At 52.2% G+C, this 20,812-nt stretch carries 17 protein-coding genes and 1 tRNA gene; 11 read left to right on the forward strand and 7 right to left on the reverse strand.

Annotated features, from left to right (window positions below; genetic code table 11):
* Positions 1-4: 4 nt before the first annotated feature.
* From EJO50_RS02130 to EJO50_RS02175, 10 genes are all read left to right on the forward strand, one after another.
* Complete coding sequence (locus EJO50_RS02130; protein ID WP_125971360.1) at positions 5-1,504, forward strand: multicopper oxidase family protein; 1,500 nt, start codon at positions 5-7, stop codon at positions 1,502-1,504.
* A 404-nt stretch (positions 1,505-1,908) separates the two neighbouring features.
* Positions 1,909-5,793, forward strand: a complete 3,885-nt coding sequence (putA, locus tag EJO50_RS02135) for a trifunctional transcriptional regulator/proline dehydrogenase/L-glutamate gamma-semialdehyde dehydrogenase (RefSeq protein ID WP_125971361.1) — start codon at positions 1,909-1,911, stop codon at positions 5,791-5,793.
* A gap of 179 nt (positions 5,794-5,972) precedes the next feature.
* The gene (locus EJO50_RS02140) at positions 5,973-6,602 is read left to right on the forward strand and encodes a YceH family protein (protein WP_125971362.1); all 630 of its coding nucleotides are present in this window, start codon (positions 5,973-5,975) and stop codon (positions 6,600-6,602) included.
* Between the two features lie 183 nt (positions 6,603-6,785).
* Positions 6,786-6,983 carry a hypothetical protein gene (locus tag EJO50_RS02145; protein WP_125971363.1) on the forward strand — a complete coding sequence of 66 codons (198 nt, stop codon included), beginning with the start codon at positions 6,786-6,788 and terminating at the stop codon, positions 6,981-6,983.
* A 123-nt stretch (positions 6,984-7,106) separates the two neighbouring features.
* A complete protein-coding gene (locus tag EJO50_RS02150) occupies positions 7,107-7,652 on the forward strand; it encodes a YaeQ family protein (RefSeq protein ID WP_125971364.1) in 546 nt (181 codons plus the stop codon).
* 72 nt (positions 7,653-7,724) lie between these two features.
* The gene (locus tag EJO50_RS02155; RefSeq protein WP_125971365.1) at positions 7,725-8,033 is read left to right on the forward strand and encodes a nucleotide pyrophosphohydrolase; all 309 of its coding nucleotides are present in this window, start codon (positions 7,725-7,727) and stop codon (positions 8,031-8,033) included.
* 5 nt (positions 8,034-8,038) lie between these two features.
* Entirely contained in the window at positions 8,039-8,581 is a 543-nt protein-coding gene (locus EJO50_RS02160; protein WP_206434433.1) for a DUF1415 domain-containing protein, read from the forward strand.
* A gap of 105 nt (positions 8,582-8,686) precedes the next feature.
* A complete protein-coding gene (locus EJO50_RS02165) occupies positions 8,687-9,175 on the forward strand; it encodes an Ivy family c-type lysozyme inhibitor (protein ID WP_125971366.1) in 489 nt (162 codons plus the stop codon).
* A 149-nt stretch (positions 9,176-9,324) separates the two neighbouring features.
* Positions 9,325-9,399, forward strand: a tRNA-Arg gene (locus EJO50_RS02170).
* Between the two features lie 533 nt (positions 9,400-9,932).
* Positions 9,933-12,296 (forward strand): DUF4238 domain-containing protein, encoded by a 2,364-nt coding sequence (locus EJO50_RS02175; RefSeq protein ID WP_125971367.1) that lies wholly within the window; start codon positions 9,933-9,935, stop codon positions 12,294-12,296.
* A gap of 234 nt (positions 12,297-12,530) precedes the next feature.
* On the opposite strand, the gene EJO50_RS02180 is transcribed toward EJO50_RS02175, so the two are convergent.
* The 7 genes from EJO50_RS02180 to EJO50_RS02210 form a co-directional block, all read right to left on the reverse strand.
* Entirely contained in the window at positions 12,531-12,845 is a 315-nt protein-coding gene (locus tag EJO50_RS02180; RefSeq protein ID WP_125971368.1) for a hypothetical protein, read from the reverse strand.
* Positions 12,838-13,599, reverse strand: coding sequence for a hypothetical protein (locus EJO50_RS02185; RefSeq protein WP_125971369.1), 762 nt, complete (start codon positions 13,597-13,599; stop codon positions 12,838-12,840). The genes EJO50_RS02180 and EJO50_RS02185 overlap by 8 nt, the downstream gene beginning before the upstream one ends.
* Positions 13,600-13,667: 68 nt before the next feature.
* Complete coding sequence (locus EJO50_RS02190) at positions 13,668-14,579, reverse strand: carbohydrate kinase family protein (protein WP_125971370.1); 912 nt, start codon at positions 14,577-14,579, stop codon at positions 13,668-13,670.
* Positions 14,576-16,000 (reverse strand): glycoside hydrolase family 32 protein, encoded by a 1,425-nt coding sequence (locus tag EJO50_RS02195; protein WP_125971371.1) that lies wholly within the window; start codon positions 15,998-16,000, stop codon positions 14,576-14,578. Before EJO50_RS02195 ends, EJO50_RS02190 begins: the two co-directional genes overlap by 4 nt.
* The gene (locus EJO50_RS02200) at positions 15,997-17,373 is read right to left on the reverse strand and encodes a sucrose-specific PTS transporter subunit IIBC (RefSeq protein WP_125971372.1); all 1,377 of its coding nucleotides are present in this window, start codon (positions 17,371-17,373) and stop codon (positions 15,997-15,999) included. Before EJO50_RS02200 ends, EJO50_RS02195 begins: the two co-directional genes overlap by 4 nt.
* A 55-nt stretch (positions 17,374-17,428) precedes the next feature.
* Positions 17,429-18,457, reverse strand: a complete 1,029-nt coding sequence (locus tag EJO50_RS02205; protein ID WP_125971373.1) for a LacI family DNA-binding transcriptional regulator — start codon at positions 18,455-18,457, stop codon at positions 17,429-17,431.
* Between the two features lie 471 nt (positions 18,458-18,928).
* Entirely contained in the window at positions 18,929-19,609 is a 681-nt protein-coding gene (locus EJO50_RS02210) for an HD domain-containing protein (protein ID WP_125971374.1), read from the reverse strand.
* A 181-nt stretch (positions 19,610-19,790) separates the two neighbouring features.
* Between EJO50_RS02210 and EJO50_RS02215 the strand changes: the two genes are divergently transcribed.
* Positions 19,791-20,750 (forward strand): GlxA family transcriptional regulator, encoded by a 960-nt coding sequence (locus tag EJO50_RS02215; protein WP_125971375.1) that lies wholly within the window; start codon positions 19,791-19,793, stop codon positions 20,748-20,750.
* The last annotated feature ends 62 nt before the right edge of the window (positions 20,751-20,812 follow it).

The following is a 20,812-nucleotide window of genomic DNA, read 5'->3' on the forward strand; positions in this document are numbered from 1 at the left end:
AATTATGAATCGCAGACATTTCTTACATATGGCCTTAGGTTCTGCCGGCTTTGCTTTCACTTCTAACCCGCTTTGGGCTGCGATGGATCACAGCGCGCATGCGGGGCATGCCTCAGCTACACCTGCTATGCCGCTTAAAATAATGTCAGAAAATATCAGCTTGCTGGCTGTAGAAGCCCTGCCTGCCGGGAACCCACATGCTGTTTTATTTCGCTTGCCTAATCTCAGTCCAAAAACTGCCGTGGTTGCAGCAACGCTCACTGCCGAGCCATTTGAAGCAGAGCTGGTACCGGGTAAAAAAACGGTGGTCTGGGCTTATAACCGTAATATTCCCGGGCCGCTGATTGAGGCTTTTGAAGGCGATACGGTAGAAATTCGCTTTGTTAACAAGCTGGCGCAGGCATCCACCATACACTGGCACGGCATGCCGGTACCCGCCGATCAGGATGGTAATCCGCAAGACGCTGTGCCGCCAGGGGGCGAGCGGCTGTACCGGTTTACTTTGCCTGCTGGATCGGCAGGCACTTACTGGTATCACCCGCATCCGCATGGAGACACGCCCGAGCAGGTATACCGAGGCTTGGCGGGGCTCTTTATTGTGCGGGCTAAAGATGATGTGCTGAGGCATTTGGCCGAGCAGCATCTGGTGATTTCAGATTTGCGGCTGGACAGTGATGTCAGTATTCCAGACAACGACAGGAACGACTGGATGAATGGTCGTGAAGGGCAGTTTGCCCTGGTTAATGGCCAGCGGGAACCTGTGATTACGGTGGGTGCAGTGCAACGCTGGCGTATCTGGAATGCATGCAGTGCCCGTTATTTACGCCTTGCTGTTCCTTCCAGAAAAATTATTCTGGTTGGCAGCGACGGTGGCCTTTTAGAGCGGGCGCAAATCGTGGACGAGCTGCTGCTTGCCCCGGGCGAGCGTGCCGAATGGATTGTAGCTGGGCCGGAAGGTGACGCCAGTCTGATGGCGCTGGCTTATGACAGAAGTAAAATGGGCAAGGTAGCACCCGAGCGCGACATGAAGCTGGCAAGCATAAAATTTACCCAAGATAGTGTTGCCAAACTGCCAGAGCGCTTACGCACCCTGCCGCCAAAAATTAAACCTGTGGCCAAAAAACGTGTGGTTTTCAGCGAAATCATGAGTATGGAGGGCGGTCAGCACGGCATGCAATTCTTGGTGAATGGCAAAGGCTACGATATGAAGCGGGTCGATCTGACCAGCCGTGTTGGTGAGACTGAGCTATGGGAAATCGTGAATGACTCCCATATGGATCACCCTTTTCATATTCATGGTACGCAGTTCGAGATTCTGGATACGACGCTTAAAGGCAAAACCATATCTGCTCCGTGGCGGGCACATAAAGATACCTTTAACCTGAAGCCCTATCAAAGCGCCCGCATTTTAATTACCCAGAAACACAGGGGCCTGCGTATGTTCCACTGCCATATCCTGGAGCATGAAGGCCTGGGGATGATGGGGCAGGTGCTGGTGAAGTAAGGATTACGCCCGTAAGGCATGTTGATACCCGATGCATAGCAAAGCAGCCCGGCTTGAGTACCGGGCTCTTTGCATGATTGGCAGCATGGGTGGTGGTTGAATCGGCCCTTGCTCATGCTGCTTTTAAGCAGCTTCCCTTCCTGATATCCGCCACTCTTTTGCTGAGTTTGCATCTGATTAGCCCTTCTCGCTTGTGTCTTTATCCGTTGATTAAAGGCTCCGGTGATATGCAATATTTTATTGTGGCGGGCGGCATTACTAATAAAGCAGGCTACAGAATCTGCTCATGGAATTCTGACTTTTACAAGGTATAACCTGACAGGTGCAACCCTAGGGATAATCCTGACATTTTAAGGTGCAACCCAATTTATAATGGCTTATCTTGATTAAACAGAACGCAAAAAATGGCCAGCACAACGCTAGGGATTAAAGTTGATGATAATTTGCGGGCGCGGATTAAAGCCGCAGCCCAGCAATTAGACAGAACGCCTCATTGGCTGATTAAGCAATCCATTTTTGCCTATTTGCAGCAGGTTGAACAGGGCGCCCGCCCGCTGGAGCTGGCGCAAGATGGCGAAGCGCTGCCTGTGTCGGATGAGGCCGATGGCGTTGAAACCAATCTTCCTTTTCTGGAGCTGGCCCAAAGCATTGCCGTGCAAAGTGTTTTGCGCTCTGCCATTACTTCGGCTTATCGCCGCCCGGAAGCCGAGTGCCTGCCGGTGCTGCTTGAGCAGGCCAAAATGCCAACGGAGCAAATGGCCGGGCAAATTCAGATGCTTGCTTATAAATTGGTGGCGGCATTGCGCGCCAAGCGTACTGGCGGCGGGGTTGAAGGGCTGATTCACGAGTTCTCCTTATCCAGCCAGGAAGGTGTGGCGCTGATGTGCCTGGCCGAAGCCCTGCTGCGTATTCCTGATCGAGCCACGCGTGATGTATTGATCAGAGATAAAGTCAGCAAGGGGGATTGGCATGCTCATCTGGGGCAATCGCCATCGTTATTTGTGAACGCCGCCAGCTGGGGGCTGATGCTCACGGGTAAGCTGGTTGCCACCAATAGCGAGGCAGGCTTATCCGCAGCGCTGACCCGTATGATTGGTAAGGGTGGTGAGCCTTTGATCCGCAAGGGCGTGGACATGGCAATGCGCCTGATGGGAGAGCAGTTTGTTACCGGCGAAACCATTGCCGAAGCGCTGGCCAATAGCCGCAAATTTGAAGCACGTGGCTTCAGATATTCTTACGATATGCTGGGTGAAGCGGCTACTACCGCGGAAGATGCCAAGCGTTATTACGCTGCTTACGAGCAGGCTATTCACGCCATTGGTAAGGCATCAGCCGGGCGTGGTATTTATGAAGGCCCGGGGATTTCGATCAAGTTGTCAGCCTTGCATCCGCGTTATTCCCGCGCGCAGCAAGACCGTGTGACGGCAGAATTATTGCCTGGTGTGATTGCACTTGCACGTCTGGCCCGCAGCTACGATATTGGTTTAAATATTGATGCCGAAGAAGCAGATCGGCTGGAAATCTCGCTCGATTTACTGGAAGCGATATGCTTTGACGAAGAGCTGGCTGGCTGGAACGGTATTGGTTTTGTGATTCAGGCGTATCAAAAACGCGCGCCGCATGTGATTGATTATGTGATTGATCTGGCTCGTCGCAGTGGCCATCGCCTGATGATCCGTCTTGTGAAAGGCGCGTATTGGGATAGTGAAATCAAGCGTGCGCAGGTGGATGGCCTGGAAGATTATCCGGTGTATACGCGTAAGGTTTATACCGACGTTTCTTACCTTGCCTGTGCTAAAAAGCTGCTTGCCACACCTGATGCAGTTTACCCGCAGTTTGCAACACATAATGCGCAAACGCTTTCAGCGATTTACCATCTTGCCGGGCAAAATTATTATCCCGGCCAGTATGAATTCCAGTGCCTGCACGGCATGGGCGAGCCTTTATACGAGGAAGTCACCGCGCGTGAAAAACTGGGCCGTCCTTGCCGCGTGTATGCGCCTGTGGGCAGCCATGAAACGCTGCTGGCCTATCTGGTGCGCCGCCTCCTGGAGAACGGCGCCAATAGCTCGTTTGTAAATCGTATTGCCGACGAACATGTGGCCATTGAAGAGCTGATTGTTGATCCGATTGCTCAGGCTCTGGCGGTGGTTCCTGCTTTTGCTCCGCACGATAAAATCCCTTTGCCACGACTCTTGTTTGGTGCAAATCGTTTAAATTCCAGTGGCCTGGATTTATCCAATGAGCACCGTCTGGCATCCTTGTCTGCAGCTTTGCTGGCTGGCGCAAATACCGAATGGCTGGCCGCTCCGATGTTAGGTGTGGCAGGCGGGCAGGATAGTGCCTGCAAGCAGGCGCTTAAAAACCCGGCCTACCATCAGGATGTGGTGGGGTATGTGATTGAAGCCAGTGTGGAGGATGTGGCCAGCGCCTTTATGCATGCCGCAAATATCGGCCCGATCTGGCAAGCAACTGCGGTGAGCGAGCGCGCCGCCTGCCTGAACCGCGCCGCGCAATTGCTCGAATCCGGCATGCAGCCGCTCTTGGGGCTGATTGTGCGCGAAGCGGGTAAATCGCTGCCCAACGCCATTGCTGAGGTACGCGAAGCGGTTGATTTTTTGCGCTATTACGCCGTACAAATTGAGCAGGATTTTGCCAACGATAGCCATCGTCCGCTTGGCCCCGTGGTGTGCATCAGCCCGTGGAATTTCCCGCTGGCGATCTTTATTGGCCAGGTGGCCGCAGCTTTGGCTGCGGGTAACCCGGTGCTGGCAAAGCCCGCCGAGCAAACCCCGCTGATCGCCGCCGAAGCAGTACGCATTCTGCGCGTGGCCGGTGTGCCAGCAGGTGCGGTGCAACTCTTGCCGGGTCGTGGTGAAACTATAGGTAGCGCATTAATTAACGATGCGCGTTGCAGCGGTGTAATGTTTACCGGCTCTACCCAGGTGGCACGCTTAATTGCCGGCAATCTGGCGCAGCGTCTGGATAAAGATGGCCGTACGATTCCCTTGCTTGCCGAAACCGGCGGCCAGAACTGCATGATTGTCGATTCATCGGCACTGGCAGAGCAGGTGGTGGGTGATGTGCTGATGTCGGCGTTTGATTCGGCCGGCCAGCGCTGCTCGGCGCTGCGTGTACTTTGCTTGCAGGAAGAAGCTGCAGATCACATCTTGCATATGCTGAAAGGCGCAATGCGGGAGCTGAATATTGGCAAGCCCGATTCACTGGCCGTAGATGTAGGCCCGGTAATTGATCTTGAGGCGCAGCAAAACATTGCCGCGCATATCGCCGCATTCAAGAGCCGTGGTGCTGAGGTATCAGAGCTGCCACTGCCTGCGCTCTGCCAGCATGGTACGTTTATCGCGCCAACGCTGATCGAAATCAATAGCTTGTCGGAGCTGAAGCAAGAAGTCTTCGGCCCGGTACTGCATGTGATTCGCTATCGCCGTGAAGCACTGGATCAGCTGATTGATGAGATCAATGGCACCGGTTTTGGCCTGACCTTTGGTGTACATACCCGTATTGATGAAACCATTGCTCATGTCGTGGCCAAGGTTCAGGCTGGCAATATCTATGTTAACCGCAATGTGATCGGTGCCGTGGTCGGGGTGCAACCTTTTGGTGGTGAAGGCCTGTCGGGGACTGGCCCCAAGGCTGGTGGCCCGTTGTACCTGCCACGCCTTCTTTCCCGTCGCCCGGTGCAAACCCTGCCAGGGGACCAAGCGGCACTTGCTCCGCTGCTGGCTTATCACGAGTATTTGCAATCGCGTCAGGAAGGCGATGCAGCCGCACGTTGCAGCCGCTATCTGGCCGGATCTGGTCTTGGTGCAAATATTGATTTGCCAGGACCTACCGGCGAGAGCAACCGCTACTTGCTGCATCCGCGTGGCCCGGTGCTGTGCATTGCAGCAACTGAGCTGGGAGCAAAAGCGCAATTTGCTGCGGCCTTAGCCAGTGGTAATCCTGCGGTGTTTATTGCGCATCCTGCGGTAAAAGCGATGGTTGACGGCTTGCCAAAAGCATTGTCTGGCGGAGTATCCGTGAAGCTTTCCATTACCGAAGCGGGTGTGGTTGGAGCCGTCTTGTTTGAAGGCGACAGCGATGCACTTGCTGAGGTCAACCGCCAGGTTGCAGTAATCGCCGGGCCTATCCTGCAAGTACAAGGCTTATCCAGCGAAGCCCTTGCCGCCGGTGAAGATTTCGATCTGGCCCGGCTTCTGGCTGAGCGATCCATCAGCGTAAATACCGCAGCAGCAGGCGGTAATGCCAGTTTGATGAGTATTAGTTAAGGATTAAAGCTTGCAATAAAGTGCCGGGTGGGCACGCTTTTGTGTTCACGCGTAACATTTATATTGCCGATGAATCACGTGGGCACGGTAAGGCGCTGTGCCCATCTTGTATTTTTGTTAGTAAGCTTTGTATCATTTCAGTGCATAATAAACCCATCTGTCTGATCTGCCGGTGATTTATGACTTTCCTTCTTTCCCTGCTTGAAACCCGCATTTTGGGTGTGCTAATCGAAAAGCAAATTACGGTTCCTGATACTTATCCTTTGTCTTTGAATTCCCTTGTTTCTGGATGTAATCAGAAATCCAGCCGTGATCCTGTCATGACAATTAATGACACCGAAGCAGATGAAGCACTGGTGCATTTAAAAGAATTAAAGCTGGTTGAATCTTCACATCTCGGGGGGCGTATTGCGCGTTATTCACAGCGCTTTGCTGCTGTGTTTCAAGTGCCATCGCAATCGGTAGCCATTTTAACGGTGCTGATGTTGCGAGGCCCGCAAACGGCGGGTGAGCTGCGTTTAGCCTGTGAGCGCCTGCATAAATTTGCGGATATTTCAGCGGTAGAGGCCTTTTTAGAAGAGCTTGCTTCCCGAAGCAGCGGTGCTTTGGTGGTAAAACTGCCGCGCCAGCCGGGGGCCAGAGAGTGCCGCTGGGCGCATTTATTATCGGGTGAGCCGGTGATTAATGACGCTGTGGTTAAAGGAGGGTCTGATTCGGCCTTGCAAGTGAAGGTTGATCTTTTAGAGGCCGAATTATTTGAATTAAAAGAAAAAGTGGCAAAGATATGCCTTGATCTGGGCATTGAATAAGCCTCATCACTCAGCTGTCCAGATAATCGTACCCGCCATGCGGCAAAAAATGCCGCCTGGCAGCAGTATTAAAGCACGCTGATATTCCGCCGATGATCTGTTCATGTGGCTTGCAGGCTTTCGGCTCTTTGGCATGATGCTTGCATAGTCTTTTGATAACATTTGATCATCAGGATGTTTATCATGAGCACTTTTGTCATCCACCCTATCTGGCCGGTGAGTGAGCCTGAAGCTATGGAGTACGGCCTGTTCCGTATTACTCACCATGGTGAGCAGGAGCTAATTCGCAGTGCCTGCCTGGAAAGCCTGACCGATATACATCATAAGATGCTGAATTTAGCCGAGCATACTAAAAATCCCCGGCAGTGCAGGGCGGATTGAGCCTTAACCTGGAAACGGCAGCTGAGCGCTCGACGTTCCAGATCACTCACTCTGTTCAAGTGCCGTTTCCAGGTTTAACTTAGGGTAAGATGCGGGCTTAATTTATTTTTATCGTGATCCGCTATGGCCCTGAAGGCAACTATTTTTAAGTCTGATCTGCAAATAGCAGATATGGATCGTCATTACTATGCTACTCATTCTTTAGTGATTGCCCGTCATCCTTCTGAAAATGATGAACGCATGATGGTGCGCCTATTGGCATTTGCTTTGCATGCCAGCGAAACGCTTGCGTTTACTAAAGGCTTGAGTGATACCGATGAGCCGGATATCTGGCAAAAAGATTTTACCGGTGCGATCGAATTGTGGATTGAATTGGGTCAGCCCGATGAAAAGCGCATTCGCCAGGCCTGTGGTAAAGCACAAAAAGTATTGGTGTTTACCTATAGCGGCAATAGTGCGGATGTCTGGTGGAAAGGCATTGCCAGTAAATTAGAGCGTTTAGATAATCTGCAAGTGATTAATGTGCCGGTAGAAATGACACAGACATTAGCTACTTTAGCGAATCGCAATATGCAATTGCAATGCACCATTCAGGATGGTCAGGTTTGGCTGGCTGATAATAGCCAATCTATTGAAACGCACTTTACCGTTTTAAAACCATTTAAATAATGTAGGGCAGATAAGTCTTTATGCCTGCCAGCCATTGATGGCTATTACATATAAAAAAAGAGTTGCCCATTTATGGATTTAAATCAATTGATACTCGATGTTCGCCAATTTGCACAGGACCGCGATTGGGAGCGTTATCACACACCTAAAAATTTGTGTATGGCGATGTCGGTGGAAATGGCTGAATTAGTTGAGCATTTCCAATGGGCTACGCCAGAGGAATCCTTGCAATTGGATGTGGCAAAGCGCGAAGCGGTTGAGCAAGAAATGGCCGATGTAATGCTTTATATGATCAGGCTTGCTGATGTGCTAAATGTTGATATAGAGCAGGCCATTCGACAAAAAATGGTTTTTAATGCAATTAAATATCCTCCTTTGTAAAGATCATGATGTCATCTGACGAACAAATTATTCTGGACACCGAACGCTGGCTGGAAAAAGCCGTGATTGGTTTAAACCTTTGCCCATTTGCCAAAGCGGTGCATGTTAAAAAACAAGTACGCTACAGGGTGAGTGATGCTCGTAATATTGATGTGTTGATTGAGCATCTGATTAAAGAGCTGGAATTGCTGAGCGACGCCGACCCTGGCAAGATTGAAATGACGCTATTAATTCATCCCCATGTCCTGGGAGATTTTCTGGCATATAACGATTTTCTTGAAATTGCTGATTCGGTTTTAGAAGAGCTTAATCTGAATGGTATTTTTCAAATTGCCAGCTTCCATCCGCAATATCAGTTTGAAGGGAGCAAGCCGGACGATATCGATAACTACACCAATCGCAGCCCCTATCCCACTTTGCATTTACTCCGTGAAGATAGTATTGATAAGGCGGTTGAGGCATTTCCGGATGCGGATGTTATCGTTGATCGCAATATTGCCACTTTGCGCAGCATGGGCCATGCGGGCTGGAAAAAGCTTTGGGAGTAAGCATTTAGGCTGATGCGGGGCAAATACGTAGCATTTACATTTAAGATTAAATGAACTTTGGTGCTAAGAGCCATCCTAATAAGGATTGATTGCCAAGGATTATTTATGCTGCCCCGTTTTGCTATCTTGACCATGGCTATTTTACTGAGTGCTTGCCAGGACAATAGTTCGCCCCCTGAGAATGTGGCAGCAAAGAGTGAAGCCAGTACCCCAGATTTGTTTTTTAAGAAAAATCAGGCCGAGTGGAACAGCCTGCTACAGTTTGTTAGCCAGAACCCGCAAGATATTAATTTGTGGGAAAGAGCGCCTCTGAAGCATGCGCTGCGCCTGTTGCTTGGCTCCCAGCTGGATATTTTTAAACAGTACATGGCAAAATCCGGCCCGGTTTTGCAAGATAAGGTGCTCTACATCTTGGGTAGCATGCAAGATGAAACCCAGGGGCAGGCTTATCTTTTGATTGATATTGAAAATAGAAAGCTGGAAGTCGGTTTGATTCATGATGGAAAACTGGAGGTTTTTTCTACTCCGGGTGAAGGAATATATCTGCCGGAGGATCTAAAGCCGTTGCTTGAAAAATTGCATATTCAAATGTAATCATCCGGGTAAACATTTTTGAGCGTTCAGCGTGTTTTTTCTTATTTGGGCAACAGAAAAAACAGCAGCGCAGGGAAATTTTTTCAAACGCACTTAAACGTTTACTCCTGGCAGATGACAGGTATAATACGCCCGCTGCTGTGATCTTCGTCCTCGTAGTACAACGGATAGTACAAGTGCCTCCTAAGCGCTAGATACAGGTTCGATTCCTGTCGGGGATACCAGGCACCAGTTCAGTCTAGTTCGTGTAAGTCCAACAAACCCTGCAAACATGCCGCTTGCGGGGTTTTTTGTTTCCGCCATAGTGCGCCAAATACCCCCTACAGCCGCTCTCCATTGTTGGTATATTTTGCTCTCGGTATTTTGCTCATCACGACCTCCATACACTGATTTTACAGGATTGAAGGTGTCCGTTATTCCCAGCATGCCTCACTGTCTGTTTTGGGTAGGGAGCAGACACCCAAAAGGTTTTCAAAGCGGGTCCGCTGGCCGCACAGTGTCCTATGCTGAGCGTCCGCACCTCGGCCATAGCGGACAGTCAAAACTTCTGTGTCGCTGGCCTAAATCAGTGTGCCACTTCAAGGTAAATATAGGCAATTGCGGGATGGTGTTAGACTCCGATAAGCAATCCATACAAGAACCCCCATGCCACAATACTCACCGAAATCCAGCAATATTCCTGCTTGGGCGAGAGGGAATTGGCAATATTTCGTAAATGAGATGAATTGACCTCGACTCTTGGCGAAATAGGTGCAACATGAGCAATCAACTAACACGCAAGAATCATTATGTGCCGCAGTGGTACCAACGTGGCTTCCTGACGCCACCGCAGTCCCGACTGCATGTACTCGACCTCGAAACGATTCTATCAAATGGAAAAGCTATCTCTGGTTCCCCGTTGTGTGAGTGTTCGCCAAAGCTCGCGTTCGTAGAACATGATTTGTATACGACCTGCCTTGGAGAACTTCTTAACGACGAGGTCGAAAGACTGCTATTCGGACCGATCGACAAGAGCGGGGCTGAGGCCGTTCGAGCTATTGTGGGAAACGATCCTCGGCGGATGCACAACTATTTCAAAGCCCTATTCGATTTCCTTGATACGCAAAAATTGCGAACGCCGAAGGGGCTCGATTTTCTTCTAGAACGTTACGGGCAAATAGGACAAACCGCGCTAATGGTCGAAATGCAGCGCTTACGCGCAATGCATTGCACCATCTGGACGGAAGGCGTCCGCGAAGTCGTCTCAGCCAAGAACTCAAATGTGAAATTCATAGTCTCGGATCATCCCGTTACGATTTATCACCGCGAGTTTGCCCCTGATCATAGCTGCTGTGCGTACCCCAACGACCCCGGTATTGAATTGATCGGCTCACAAACAATCTACCCGCTGGATGGTGACCATTGCCTTATACTTACCCATACGGAGTATGCCAAGGCCCCTTCATCCGCCGATCTCCTAGCGATGCGCACCCACGCACGCTTCAGGGGACATAGCTACGTCCGGACTGATTCCTTTATTCGGACCCGTGATCTGTCGACAGAAGAAGTAACGGCGATTAATTATGTCCTCAAGGCACGCGCAAGGAAGTACATTGCGGCAGCAAAGGTCGAATGGCTCTACCCTGAGAGCACTAACTCACTAAACTGGCGCGATATCGAACAGATTTTATTGCCTCGGGATGAACTTTGGCGGTTTGGTGGCGAGATGGTCATGACGTTTAATGACGGGACATCCCACTTCCAAGATGCTTTCGGCCGGACATCGCGCGCTCATGAGTATTTGGCGAAGACGCCGCCAGAAAGCGAGCCAGCTCCAGATGAGCACTGCCCATGCGGAAGCGCACAACGTTACGTGGATTGCTGCCTATCACTCCCCTTTGTAGAACGACCGACGTGGACAACCCTCGGAATACGCGAGCGAAACATCGCTCTTTGTAATGCAGTTTCCGACATCCTTGGATTGAACGAGGGTAAAGAATGGAACGATGTTCGTCGAGAACTCAACGACGATCATGTCCAGCGCATTCACGAGTTTTACGAGTACTTGTGGCCAACTGACACGTTATTACGGGAATTACTCCCGCGTCCTAGGCGCGGCATTACTCGGGCCGTTTTTTTGGGGCCTTTAGATGTCCGATCACTTCAGTTGGTGGTTGTACCTTGGCTCGATTACTTCGATGAGCTAGTCCTGCCGCACCCATTTCCAAATGCCACTGGTCTGCGAGCTGAAGCCAGTCCGACCAAGTCTCCCTCGCTCTATAGAGACCAGACCTTGAGGAACGTGCTCATACTGCTTGAGCTTGAGGGATTCATTCGGTCCGGAAGAATCCATCTCGTACCTGACCCAATGGATATGGACGAGTCCTATCGCGCTGAGATCTTGGCTTCAGCGAAAGGGGCGATGGATGATGTGACGCTTAGCGACCGCGACAAGAATTATGCGGCGGCAATGTGGGAAGACGACCATATGCGATGGTCCCTGCGCGCTCACGCTGACAAGCTTCCTGCATTCGTAAAACAAACTATGCCCGATATCTGCCAATTTATGGCGGAACAGGTTGCCGTTCATCTGAGAAAGCAAATGGATGAAGATCCACTGACGCTTCTCCAACCATTGTCGAGGGAGCGGAGCAACGAACAATTAATGCTTTATAAGGCATTCAGTGTTGACACAGGACTATTTATCGCGTCGCTGACCGGGTCAGTTCCATTCTGTCATATGGATGCAATCTGGGGAAAGCTCCACACGCGGGCGGAAGATCCGCAGGCTGCCTTGGTCCACATTCCAACGGAGTTGAGCACGGTTCAGGTTTTTCTATGTCCGCCAGACTCAAACGAGCGAAGTGAGGAGCCCCTCAATAGAGATGAAGTGCGCGACGTCATTCACATGTTCGTGAAGACAGCTGAAAGTAACGATGCCGAGAGTATTGATCAGCTGAGGGCAGCATTTACATCTATCCGCGAACAACCGATAAGTGAAACAGAGTGGGCCCTGCATGTGCGCCTTGAAGCCTCCGCTCCAGAAGGAGGATTTCTGACTACTGAAGCCATTCGTCTGATTCACACATACGGGCTAGTATCTCACATCAATCCTGTGCCGTTAGCACTTCGATTTGGCTGACAGAACTAGCGCATACGCGGGCGGGTCCGGATATTTGTGTAAAGCAGCCGTTGCCCACGACTCGGATCAATGGCTCCTCCGGCCGTATTACAGACCTAAAAAACCGCTCTAGCCTGAGCGGTTTTTACGTTTATGGTCTTATTGCATCCGTTTGCTTACTCTATGCGTTACCCCAAAGGCCCCAGCGTCGGGAATATGGATTAATGAATGGGCGGCTCTATCATTGCCAATGATCTAGCCGGGGCTAGTTGGTAGCCCTTTGCAATCACCAGCATCGCCGATAAGAAGCCGGGGTCTTCTATCTATTTGGGCAAACAGAAACACTTTGTCCTCATGTGAACACGCTAAAAATTCCGCTACGTTGTTCAGCACTTGCCGCCACACCAGCCGCACCTCCCGGCTGTGGCCGGGAAGTAAGAAGGCTGGTTTTAATTGAATCGGTGGCAGGGCCTGAGCGGGCGCAGACAGGAACGCTGCCAGTGCCGCAGCGCCCGCCGGTGGATTCTCGCTTAAGCCGCATTCTGGCTGGGCAGAGAGGGCGTTATTCATCCTCCGGTCCTCCTCCGTACAGCATGGAAGGATTGACCACATAGACTCCGACGTTAGAGCGGCCACTGCCCGGCAACTTCCTGGACTGAGACGCCTTGCCGTCTTTGGCCGGGGTAAGTACCCCCATATCCAGCAGCAGCTTATTGGCCCGCTTTAAATCACGGTCTTTCAGCACATCATTGGCCCATGACTCGCGGTAAACGTAATAGGTGACCTCCGAGGCTTTGGCATCGGCAAACTGGCCATTGATAGCTATATCAATGGTCTTGGCAAAACCACACATCCCCAGCGTTTTAGGGCCGTGGGTGTCAATCACTGTATTCACTTCATCATTCCAGCGATGAAAGCGGGACATGCCGTGCTGTTCAAAGAAGTAACGGGTCAGGCGGATGATTTGCTTGTTTTCTTCATCATCCGAACCTCCCCGGTGCTGTAGCCAGTCGGCAAGCATGACTTTAGCCGCATTCCAGACGGTCCCCAGCGGCCAGCCGGTCAGGTTGTAACTGCTGGCCAGCTCCCCTGCATAGGCCGCCAAGGCAAAATACTGGGCGGCATGGCGTACTTGGCCCGATGCAGCCGGCGGCACACATTCCAGCGCAAATTTATTCAGCGCTTCCCGCAATTGAAGGGTAAGTTGTGCCCGGTCCGCATGGGCCAGCGATTCAAGAAAGGCCCGGCCTACCGCCCCATGATGCAACCTAGCCGGAGGCCCCCGGTTAATGAAACAGTCCACAAGCTTGGGAGCTGCATGCATTCCAGCATCCGGTTAGATGCTTCTGATGCGGCGTGGGCCCTGAGCGTTACACCATCCGATCGTTCGAGTCAGCCTCCGCCAGCCAGTAGCTGTGCCACTTCGGCCTGTGTCGGCGCGTAGGCACCATGGACTCTGGCGGTGCAAGCAGCGGCAGCGGCGACAAAGCGCAAGCTTTCCTGTATCGGGGCATGCGGGTGTTCGAGGGCGTGGGCCATCCAGCTGCCCATGGTCGTGTCACCGCAGCCTACCGTGTCAGCCACGGTGACAGCAAAAGCCGGCTGGTGTACGAGCTGTTCACCTGTCAGCAGGGTCATGCCAGCGGCACCGCATGTCAGTAATATTCTGGCGTGTGGTGCCAATTGGCGCAGTGTGGCCAGGGCATCATGGCTGTTCAGCTCGGGAAACAAGCCGGCCAGGTCGTCATCCGCTACCTTGATGTCGTCTGCGAGACCCAGCATGGTCGTGAAGTGGGCACGATAGGCCGGGGTGGCCATTATGTTACGGAAATTGGGGTCAAAGGCAATGCGTGTGCCGCGGGCCGCCAGCTGTGTGGCTAGTTGCACCAGGCGGCTGGCCAGTGGTTCACGTGCCAAACTGATGCAGCCAAAGTGGGCGATGCGTACATGTTCGGCCCAGCCTGCTGGTAGGTGGTTTGGATCAAAATGCAGGTCGGCACTGTTTTCGCCAATGAAAAAGTATTGCGGTGGTTGTGTGGATGGCACCATGGCCAGTAGTGGCGGGTAGGGCAGCTGCTGGGTGTAGCGCATGTCCAGGCCCGCCTCGCTGGCCAGTTGCCAGAGCGCAGAGCCAAAACGATCCTGGCTGACTGCACCGGCAAAGGCTGCAGTACTGCCCAGTCGTGCCGCCACGCGTGCCACGTTCCAGCAGGAGCCGCCCGGGCAGTCCAGCCAGCGCCCGTCTTCCTGCAAGATGAAGTCGGTCAGTGCCTCGCCGAAGATCAGATAGTGCGGATGGTTCATGGTGCCAGGTCCTCCCTTGTTTCAGCTATATGTACATTCATGGGCTTGATGGGCCAGAACGCGAGATGTTCGATGTGGGCGCTGCCGTCGGCCAACAGGCTGATGCCTTCTGCGCCGCGGTCCGGAAACAGGCAGGCAGATAGAACTACCTTACCATCATTGGCAAATATCTCCAGCGAACTGCGGTCCAGCAGCAAGCGTAAGTGCATACGGGTGGACGCTGGTAGCGGAGCACGGCTGATGCGGCCGTCGCCAGTACCGCTGTGGCGGGTGTCCAGCTCCAGTTCTTCCATTGCAGGTAACCAGCTCAGCCGGGTGTGGCAGTGAGGGCCCTGGCGCAGCATGATGTGGCAGGCACTGCCATCGGTGGTGCTCAGAGTGATGTCCAGCTCGCAGCACTCCCCATGCACGCCGGGGTGTTGCCATTGGCCGCTGATCGCCTGGTTGGCCAGCTGCAAGCAGTCGCCGCGCAGCGCCTGTAGTGCCGGATGGGGCTGTTGGCTGAGTTGACCGTCATGCCAGTCTAGTACGCGGGGTACGCTCAGGCAGTGGGTCCAGCCTGCGGCCACGCTGGGCGTGTGAGGCTGTTCTGGCCGCCCCATCCAGCCCCACATGATGCGCTTGCCATCCAGGTCCTGCATGGTTTGCGCAGCGTAGAAGTCTGGTCCGTAATCCAGCAGTTGCGGCTTGGCAAAACCGCTATCATTTTGGTCCATGCTGCAGTAACAGCTGGCATTGGCATTAGGGTAGGGCCAGCTCTCACCCTCTGGTCCTTGCGGGCAGAATAGTAGTAGCTGCCGGTTTTGCAGTGTAAACAGCTCAGGACATTCGCACATATAGCCATGTTTATTATCGGGTAGCAGCTCGCCGCACAGTGTCCAGTTTTGCAGTGTCTGGCTGTGAAAATGCAGTATCGTTCCACTGCCGTTGTTGCGCTGGGCACCTATTACCATGTGAAAGCCATCTTCGTTTTGCCACAGTCTGGGGTCGCGAAAATGGGTGGTATAGCCCGCCGGTGGATGATGTAAGGTGGGGCCCTGTTTTGCAAAGTGGATGCCATCGTCAGATACGGCCAGGCACTGGTAGCTTTTGCGCTCTGTGCCTTCACGTACATTGCCGGTGTAAATCAGCCACAATCGGCCATCCATTACCCAGGCCGAACCGGAATAACAGCCATGGCTGTCATACCAGTCACCCGGCTCCAGCGCGGGCGGGTGTATGGTCCAGTCCAGCAGGTTGGGGCTGCTGGCATGCCCCCAACTCTTGGCTCCATGTGTGCAGGCATGCGGATTCCATTGGAAAAACACATGGTAGTGGCCAGCAAAATGGATCAGACCATTCGGGTCGTTCATCAGCCCTTGTGCTGGCGACAGGTGGAAAGCTGGCCGCCAGTGGGCTGCTGCAATGGCTTTATTACTCATGCCTTGGCTTCCTGTTGTTTTAAGCCAAACAGCCAGCTGGCGACAAATGCGCTGCCAAAGGCAATCATCAGGCCTGCTATATAGTTCAGCATGCCAGCTGCCGGTACCAGGGCGATGCCTGGCAGGCCCGTTACGCCAATGGCGGTCATAAACACTTGGTTAAATACGATCCAGGCCCCGCCCAATGCCCCGCCTATCGCCGCTGCCACAAAGGGGCGGACAAAACGCAGGTTAACGCCAAAGATGGCCGCCTCGGTAATCCCTAGCAGGCAGGAGAGCGCTGCGGGCAGGGCAATCTGTTTGACCTTGGCATCACTCGTACGGAAAAATACCGCCAGCGCTGCACCGCCCTGTGCAACATTGGCCATCGCCCAGATGGGCAGCAAAAAATTCTTGCCGATGGCGGGATTACTCAGCAGGCCCGCTTCGATGGCATGAAAACTGTGATGAACCCCGGTGATCACCACCAATGAGTAAGCGCCGCCAAACAGCATCCCGGCCAGAACGCCGCCGTGCTGGTAAACCATCATCAGGCCTAAAGAAATGCCATCGCCCAGCATGCGTCCGAACGGGCCGATCAGCAGCAGGGCTGCCAGCGCGCTAAGCATCAGCGTTAGAAAAGGTGTCAGGATCAAATCCAGACTATTGGGCACCACACGGCGCAGCTGGCGTTCGATATGGCTTTGCATCCATACCGCCAGTAAAACGGGCAGCACTGTGCCCTGGTAACCCACCTTGGCAATATGCAGGCCAAATAAGGTCCAGTATTCATGGATGCCTCCGCCCACAGTCCAGGCATTTTGCAGCGCAGGGTGAATCATAATGCCGCCCAGCGCTGCGGCCAGAAACGGGTTGGTATTAAATTCACGGGCTGCGGATATTGCAATCAGAATGGGCAGAAACACAAAGGCTGTGTTGGAGAACATGTCCAGGATTTGCAACCACGGCGTGTCTGCAGCCAGACCCAGTGTTCTGGCTGTGCCGATGACTCCCATCAACAGGCCGCAAGCCACAATGACCGGAATGATGGGGACGAAGATATTGGATAGCATTTGTGCCAGGCGTTGCGCCGGCCCCAGGCGTGCCGCTGCCAGGGTTTTGCTTTCCTGGGTGCTAGCTTCGTTCAGGCCGGTGTTTGCGATCAGTGCTTCGCAAACGTGGTTGACCACGCCCTGGCCCAGCACGATCTGGAACTGGCCACCATTGGTGAAGCAGCCTTTTACACTGTCCAGTGCTTCCAGTGCGGGTTTGTTAACGAGCTGCTGGTCTTTTAGCACCAGACGCAGGCGTGTGGCGCAGTGAGCAATACTGACAATGTTGTCAGTACCGCCTATCAGGGGCAGGATGTCGGTTGCAATTTGTTGGTAATTCATTGCCTTCTCCGCGTGGTAACGTTACCACATTTGCGTTTTAAAAAGACCCGCCTTTTCAAGGGGCCAACTGCCGTGTGCTATCGCGCATTTTGATGGTAAACGGCATCACGGCCTTGCTGGTGGCCGTTATTTCTTGCTTCAGTTGGGCTAGCAGCAGGTGTGCAGCCCGGCTGCCGCTGGCCTGGTAATCATAATGTACGGTGGAGAGCCGGGGCTGCATCATGGCCGCGATATCAATATCGCCCATGCCCACTACCGATATATTGTCCGGTACGTGTAAGCCTTTTTCGGCCAGCCGGCTGATTGCGCCAATGGCCAGTCTGTCGGTAGCGGCCAGCAGGGCTGTAGGAGGCTGGGGTAGGGCCATCAGCTGGTCCACAGCCAGGGCGGCACTGGCGAAATCAAAGCCGCCAGCGGTTATCAGTGTGCTATCTGCAGCAATACCGGCAGCAGACAAGGCTGTTTGATAACCGCGTTTGCGCTCGCCACCTACCTGAATATCGCGGTCATTTACTCCGATATAGCCAATGCGGCGATGGCCGCGTGCCAGCAGCGCCTGTGTCAGGGTAGTGGAGGCGGCACATTCGTCCTGCAATACGCAGCTGATGCCCAGACCGGATGCATCCTGGCCCAGCACCACCAGTGGCAGCTTCAGCAGGGAAAAGGCCTGACGATGCTGTTCGCCAAGCTCAGCGGCCAGCAGCAGCACGCCATTGACGCGCTGCTCCTTGAATAGCTGCAGAGCCTTGAGTTCGCGTTCTACCTGATTGTCGGTATGTGCTAGCAGCAGGCTGTAGCCAGCTGCTTCCAGTACGGTGGAGATGCCGGCCACCATTGCGCTGATGCTGTAGGAATCGATACGGGGAATGACCACACCCACCAGCGAAGACTGGCGGCGCTGCAAGCCCTTAGCCACGGCACTGGGTACAAAGCCGGTGGCCGTAATCACGCGCTCAATGCGCTCGCGCACTTCGGCTCTGACGTAGCCTGACTGGTTGAGCACCCGTGAAACCGTGGATACTGAGGTTTGCGCCAGGGCTGCGACTTCACGAATGCTGTTAGCTATTTGTGGTAACGTTTCCATATTGTGCAGATTACCCGCCAGTTTATTACATTGTCAATGGGGTAATCTCCCGTAAAACCTATTCATTTTTAAACAGAATTTTCTCACAGTCTTTAAGGAGCTCTATATGAAAGCCAAGATCAATTTATAAGTGACGAGCTCAATTTAGCGGTATGGATATCTTGATGATGACGCGTAAGTCAGAGAGCGAAAATAAGCTATGAGTCATCTGCTTAATAATTGGGCAAACAACAATCAATTGAACTAGCCCACATTCGGCCTAATAACCCGCAGCAACGCAAGAAACAGTAATGGTTTTGGACTTACAATAACGAGCACCCAGATATGGGACTGGGCGGAATTAGCTTTTAGGTGTTACGTGCCTGATGTTTCAGTGAGCTTAAAACTGGGGATATTTCTGTTTATAAAGCAGGCCAGCCCCCTATAAGAAGACGTTTTTTGTCTCTTGCAGGGGCTGGATGATTGTTAAGTCTATGCTTTGCCATGTATCAGGCAGTTAGCTGTCTTGCAGCCGTCACTCCAAGCTGAGCCCAAGATTAAGCTGCAAAAATTTACCCGGTGGTAATTAGGTAGTTTGAGCGCCAGAACGTCGGCTTTTACATTCCCAAATGTAGTTTCTGGTTTATGCATGGTGCCTTGTGCAAAGGCATCAATAATACCTTCTTTGAAATTGCTTTCCCTAGGGTGGGCTTTGATAACGGCTTCTCGTTGCTCTGTACTGAATTTATCATACTCAAGCCCCAGCACGTCCATTTCAACCCCTGCTGTCACTAAAGCAACTACGGGTTTTTTGTGCTGTGGAATGCCAGGCGTGGTGTGCAGAGCGATTGAATCCCAGACTTGCTCGATTTCGCTGTCATTGATGCCATAGCCTTGTAAAAATGTACGGGCGGCGTTGGCACCATCTACTTCAAAGCGATCGCCTTTACTGCTGTATGGTGAAACCAGACCCATATCATGAAACATTGCGCCGATATAAAGCAGCTCTAAATTGCAGTCCATTTTTTTGCGCTCACCCGTTAATGCGCCAAATAAAAATACACGGGTTGAGTGATTAAATAACAAGTCTGATTCTGTATCTCTTACCAGCTGAGTGGCATCCCTTGCCATTTGACTGTCAGGGATTTTAATTCCAGCGATGATCTTGACCATAATGTAGTCTCCAATTCAAATAATGTATAATTCGGAAGTGTTAAGTACTGTTGTTTACTGCAATGTACTTTATGTTAGATCTGGCAATGCGGGCAACGCAAAGCTTGCCCTGCTTACTGCCAAAAGCCCCCTGTTTTCTGCCGATTATGCTTAGGTACAATATGTGCGAGTTAGGCTAGTCATGCGTTCGGTTGCTATTGCTATTTTTCCTGACGTACAAGCACTGGATGTTGCAGGGCCAGTCGATGTATTTGCGGAAGCAAATCAGTTTGTGGCACAAAGCGAGTGCTATGAAATACGCCTCATTGGTTCGACCGAAGCCCCCATTCGGGCCTCTAACGGTATGCAGCTGGTCGCAGATCTTACTTATGCAGATGCTGTTCGATCGTTTGACATCGCACTTATTGCTGGCGGCCCGAAATTACCCGTTGCACCACCCCGTAAAAACCTGATTGACTGGGTAATTAAAACTATTCCGCTGTGTAAGCGTTACGGCTCAATTTGTACGGGGGCGTTTGTTTTAGGCCAGGCAGGCTTATTAAATGGCAAACGGGTGACTACGCACTGGCAAAATGCACCGCAACTTGCTCAGCAGTTTCCTGAAGCACAGGTAGATTTAGACAGCATATACATTCGGGATGACAATCTTTTGACCTCTGCAGGGGTCACTGCAGGCATCGATGCGGCTCTGGCGATTGTGGCTGAAGACCACGGTGCCGGGATTGCTTTAACAGTAGCCAAGCGCTTACTGGTCTTTGCACAACGCCGGGGCGGGCAATCCCAGTTTAGCCCCTATCTGATTGCACCTATAGATGAGCACTCACCTATGGCCAAGGTGCAGCAATTTGTGATGAATCATTTTCAGCAGCAGTTTAGTGTTGACAGGCTCGCCGCAATTGCAGGTATGAGTTCGCGTAATTTTGCCAGATTATTTGTTCAGCTTAACCAAATTACGCCACACCAATTTATTGATCAGATTCGTATTGATAATGCACGCCGTCTGCTTGAAAGCAGCAATCTGCCGTTAAAGACCATTGCTTTTGAGTGTGGATTTATGACTGCAGAGCGTATGCGTATTGTATTTAGCAAGCGGCTTGGCGTGACGCCAAATACATATAGAATGAGTTTTAATGCGCTTTAATAGTCAAAACCATAAAACATCATTTTTATGATGATGTTTGATATCCCTGACAGGCTCTGCTG

It is taken from the genome of Iodobacter ciconiae (genome assembly GCF_003952345.1).
Classification (GTDB): domain Bacteria; phylum Pseudomonadota; class Gammaproteobacteria; order Burkholderiales; family Chitinibacteraceae; genus Iodobacter; species Iodobacter ciconiae.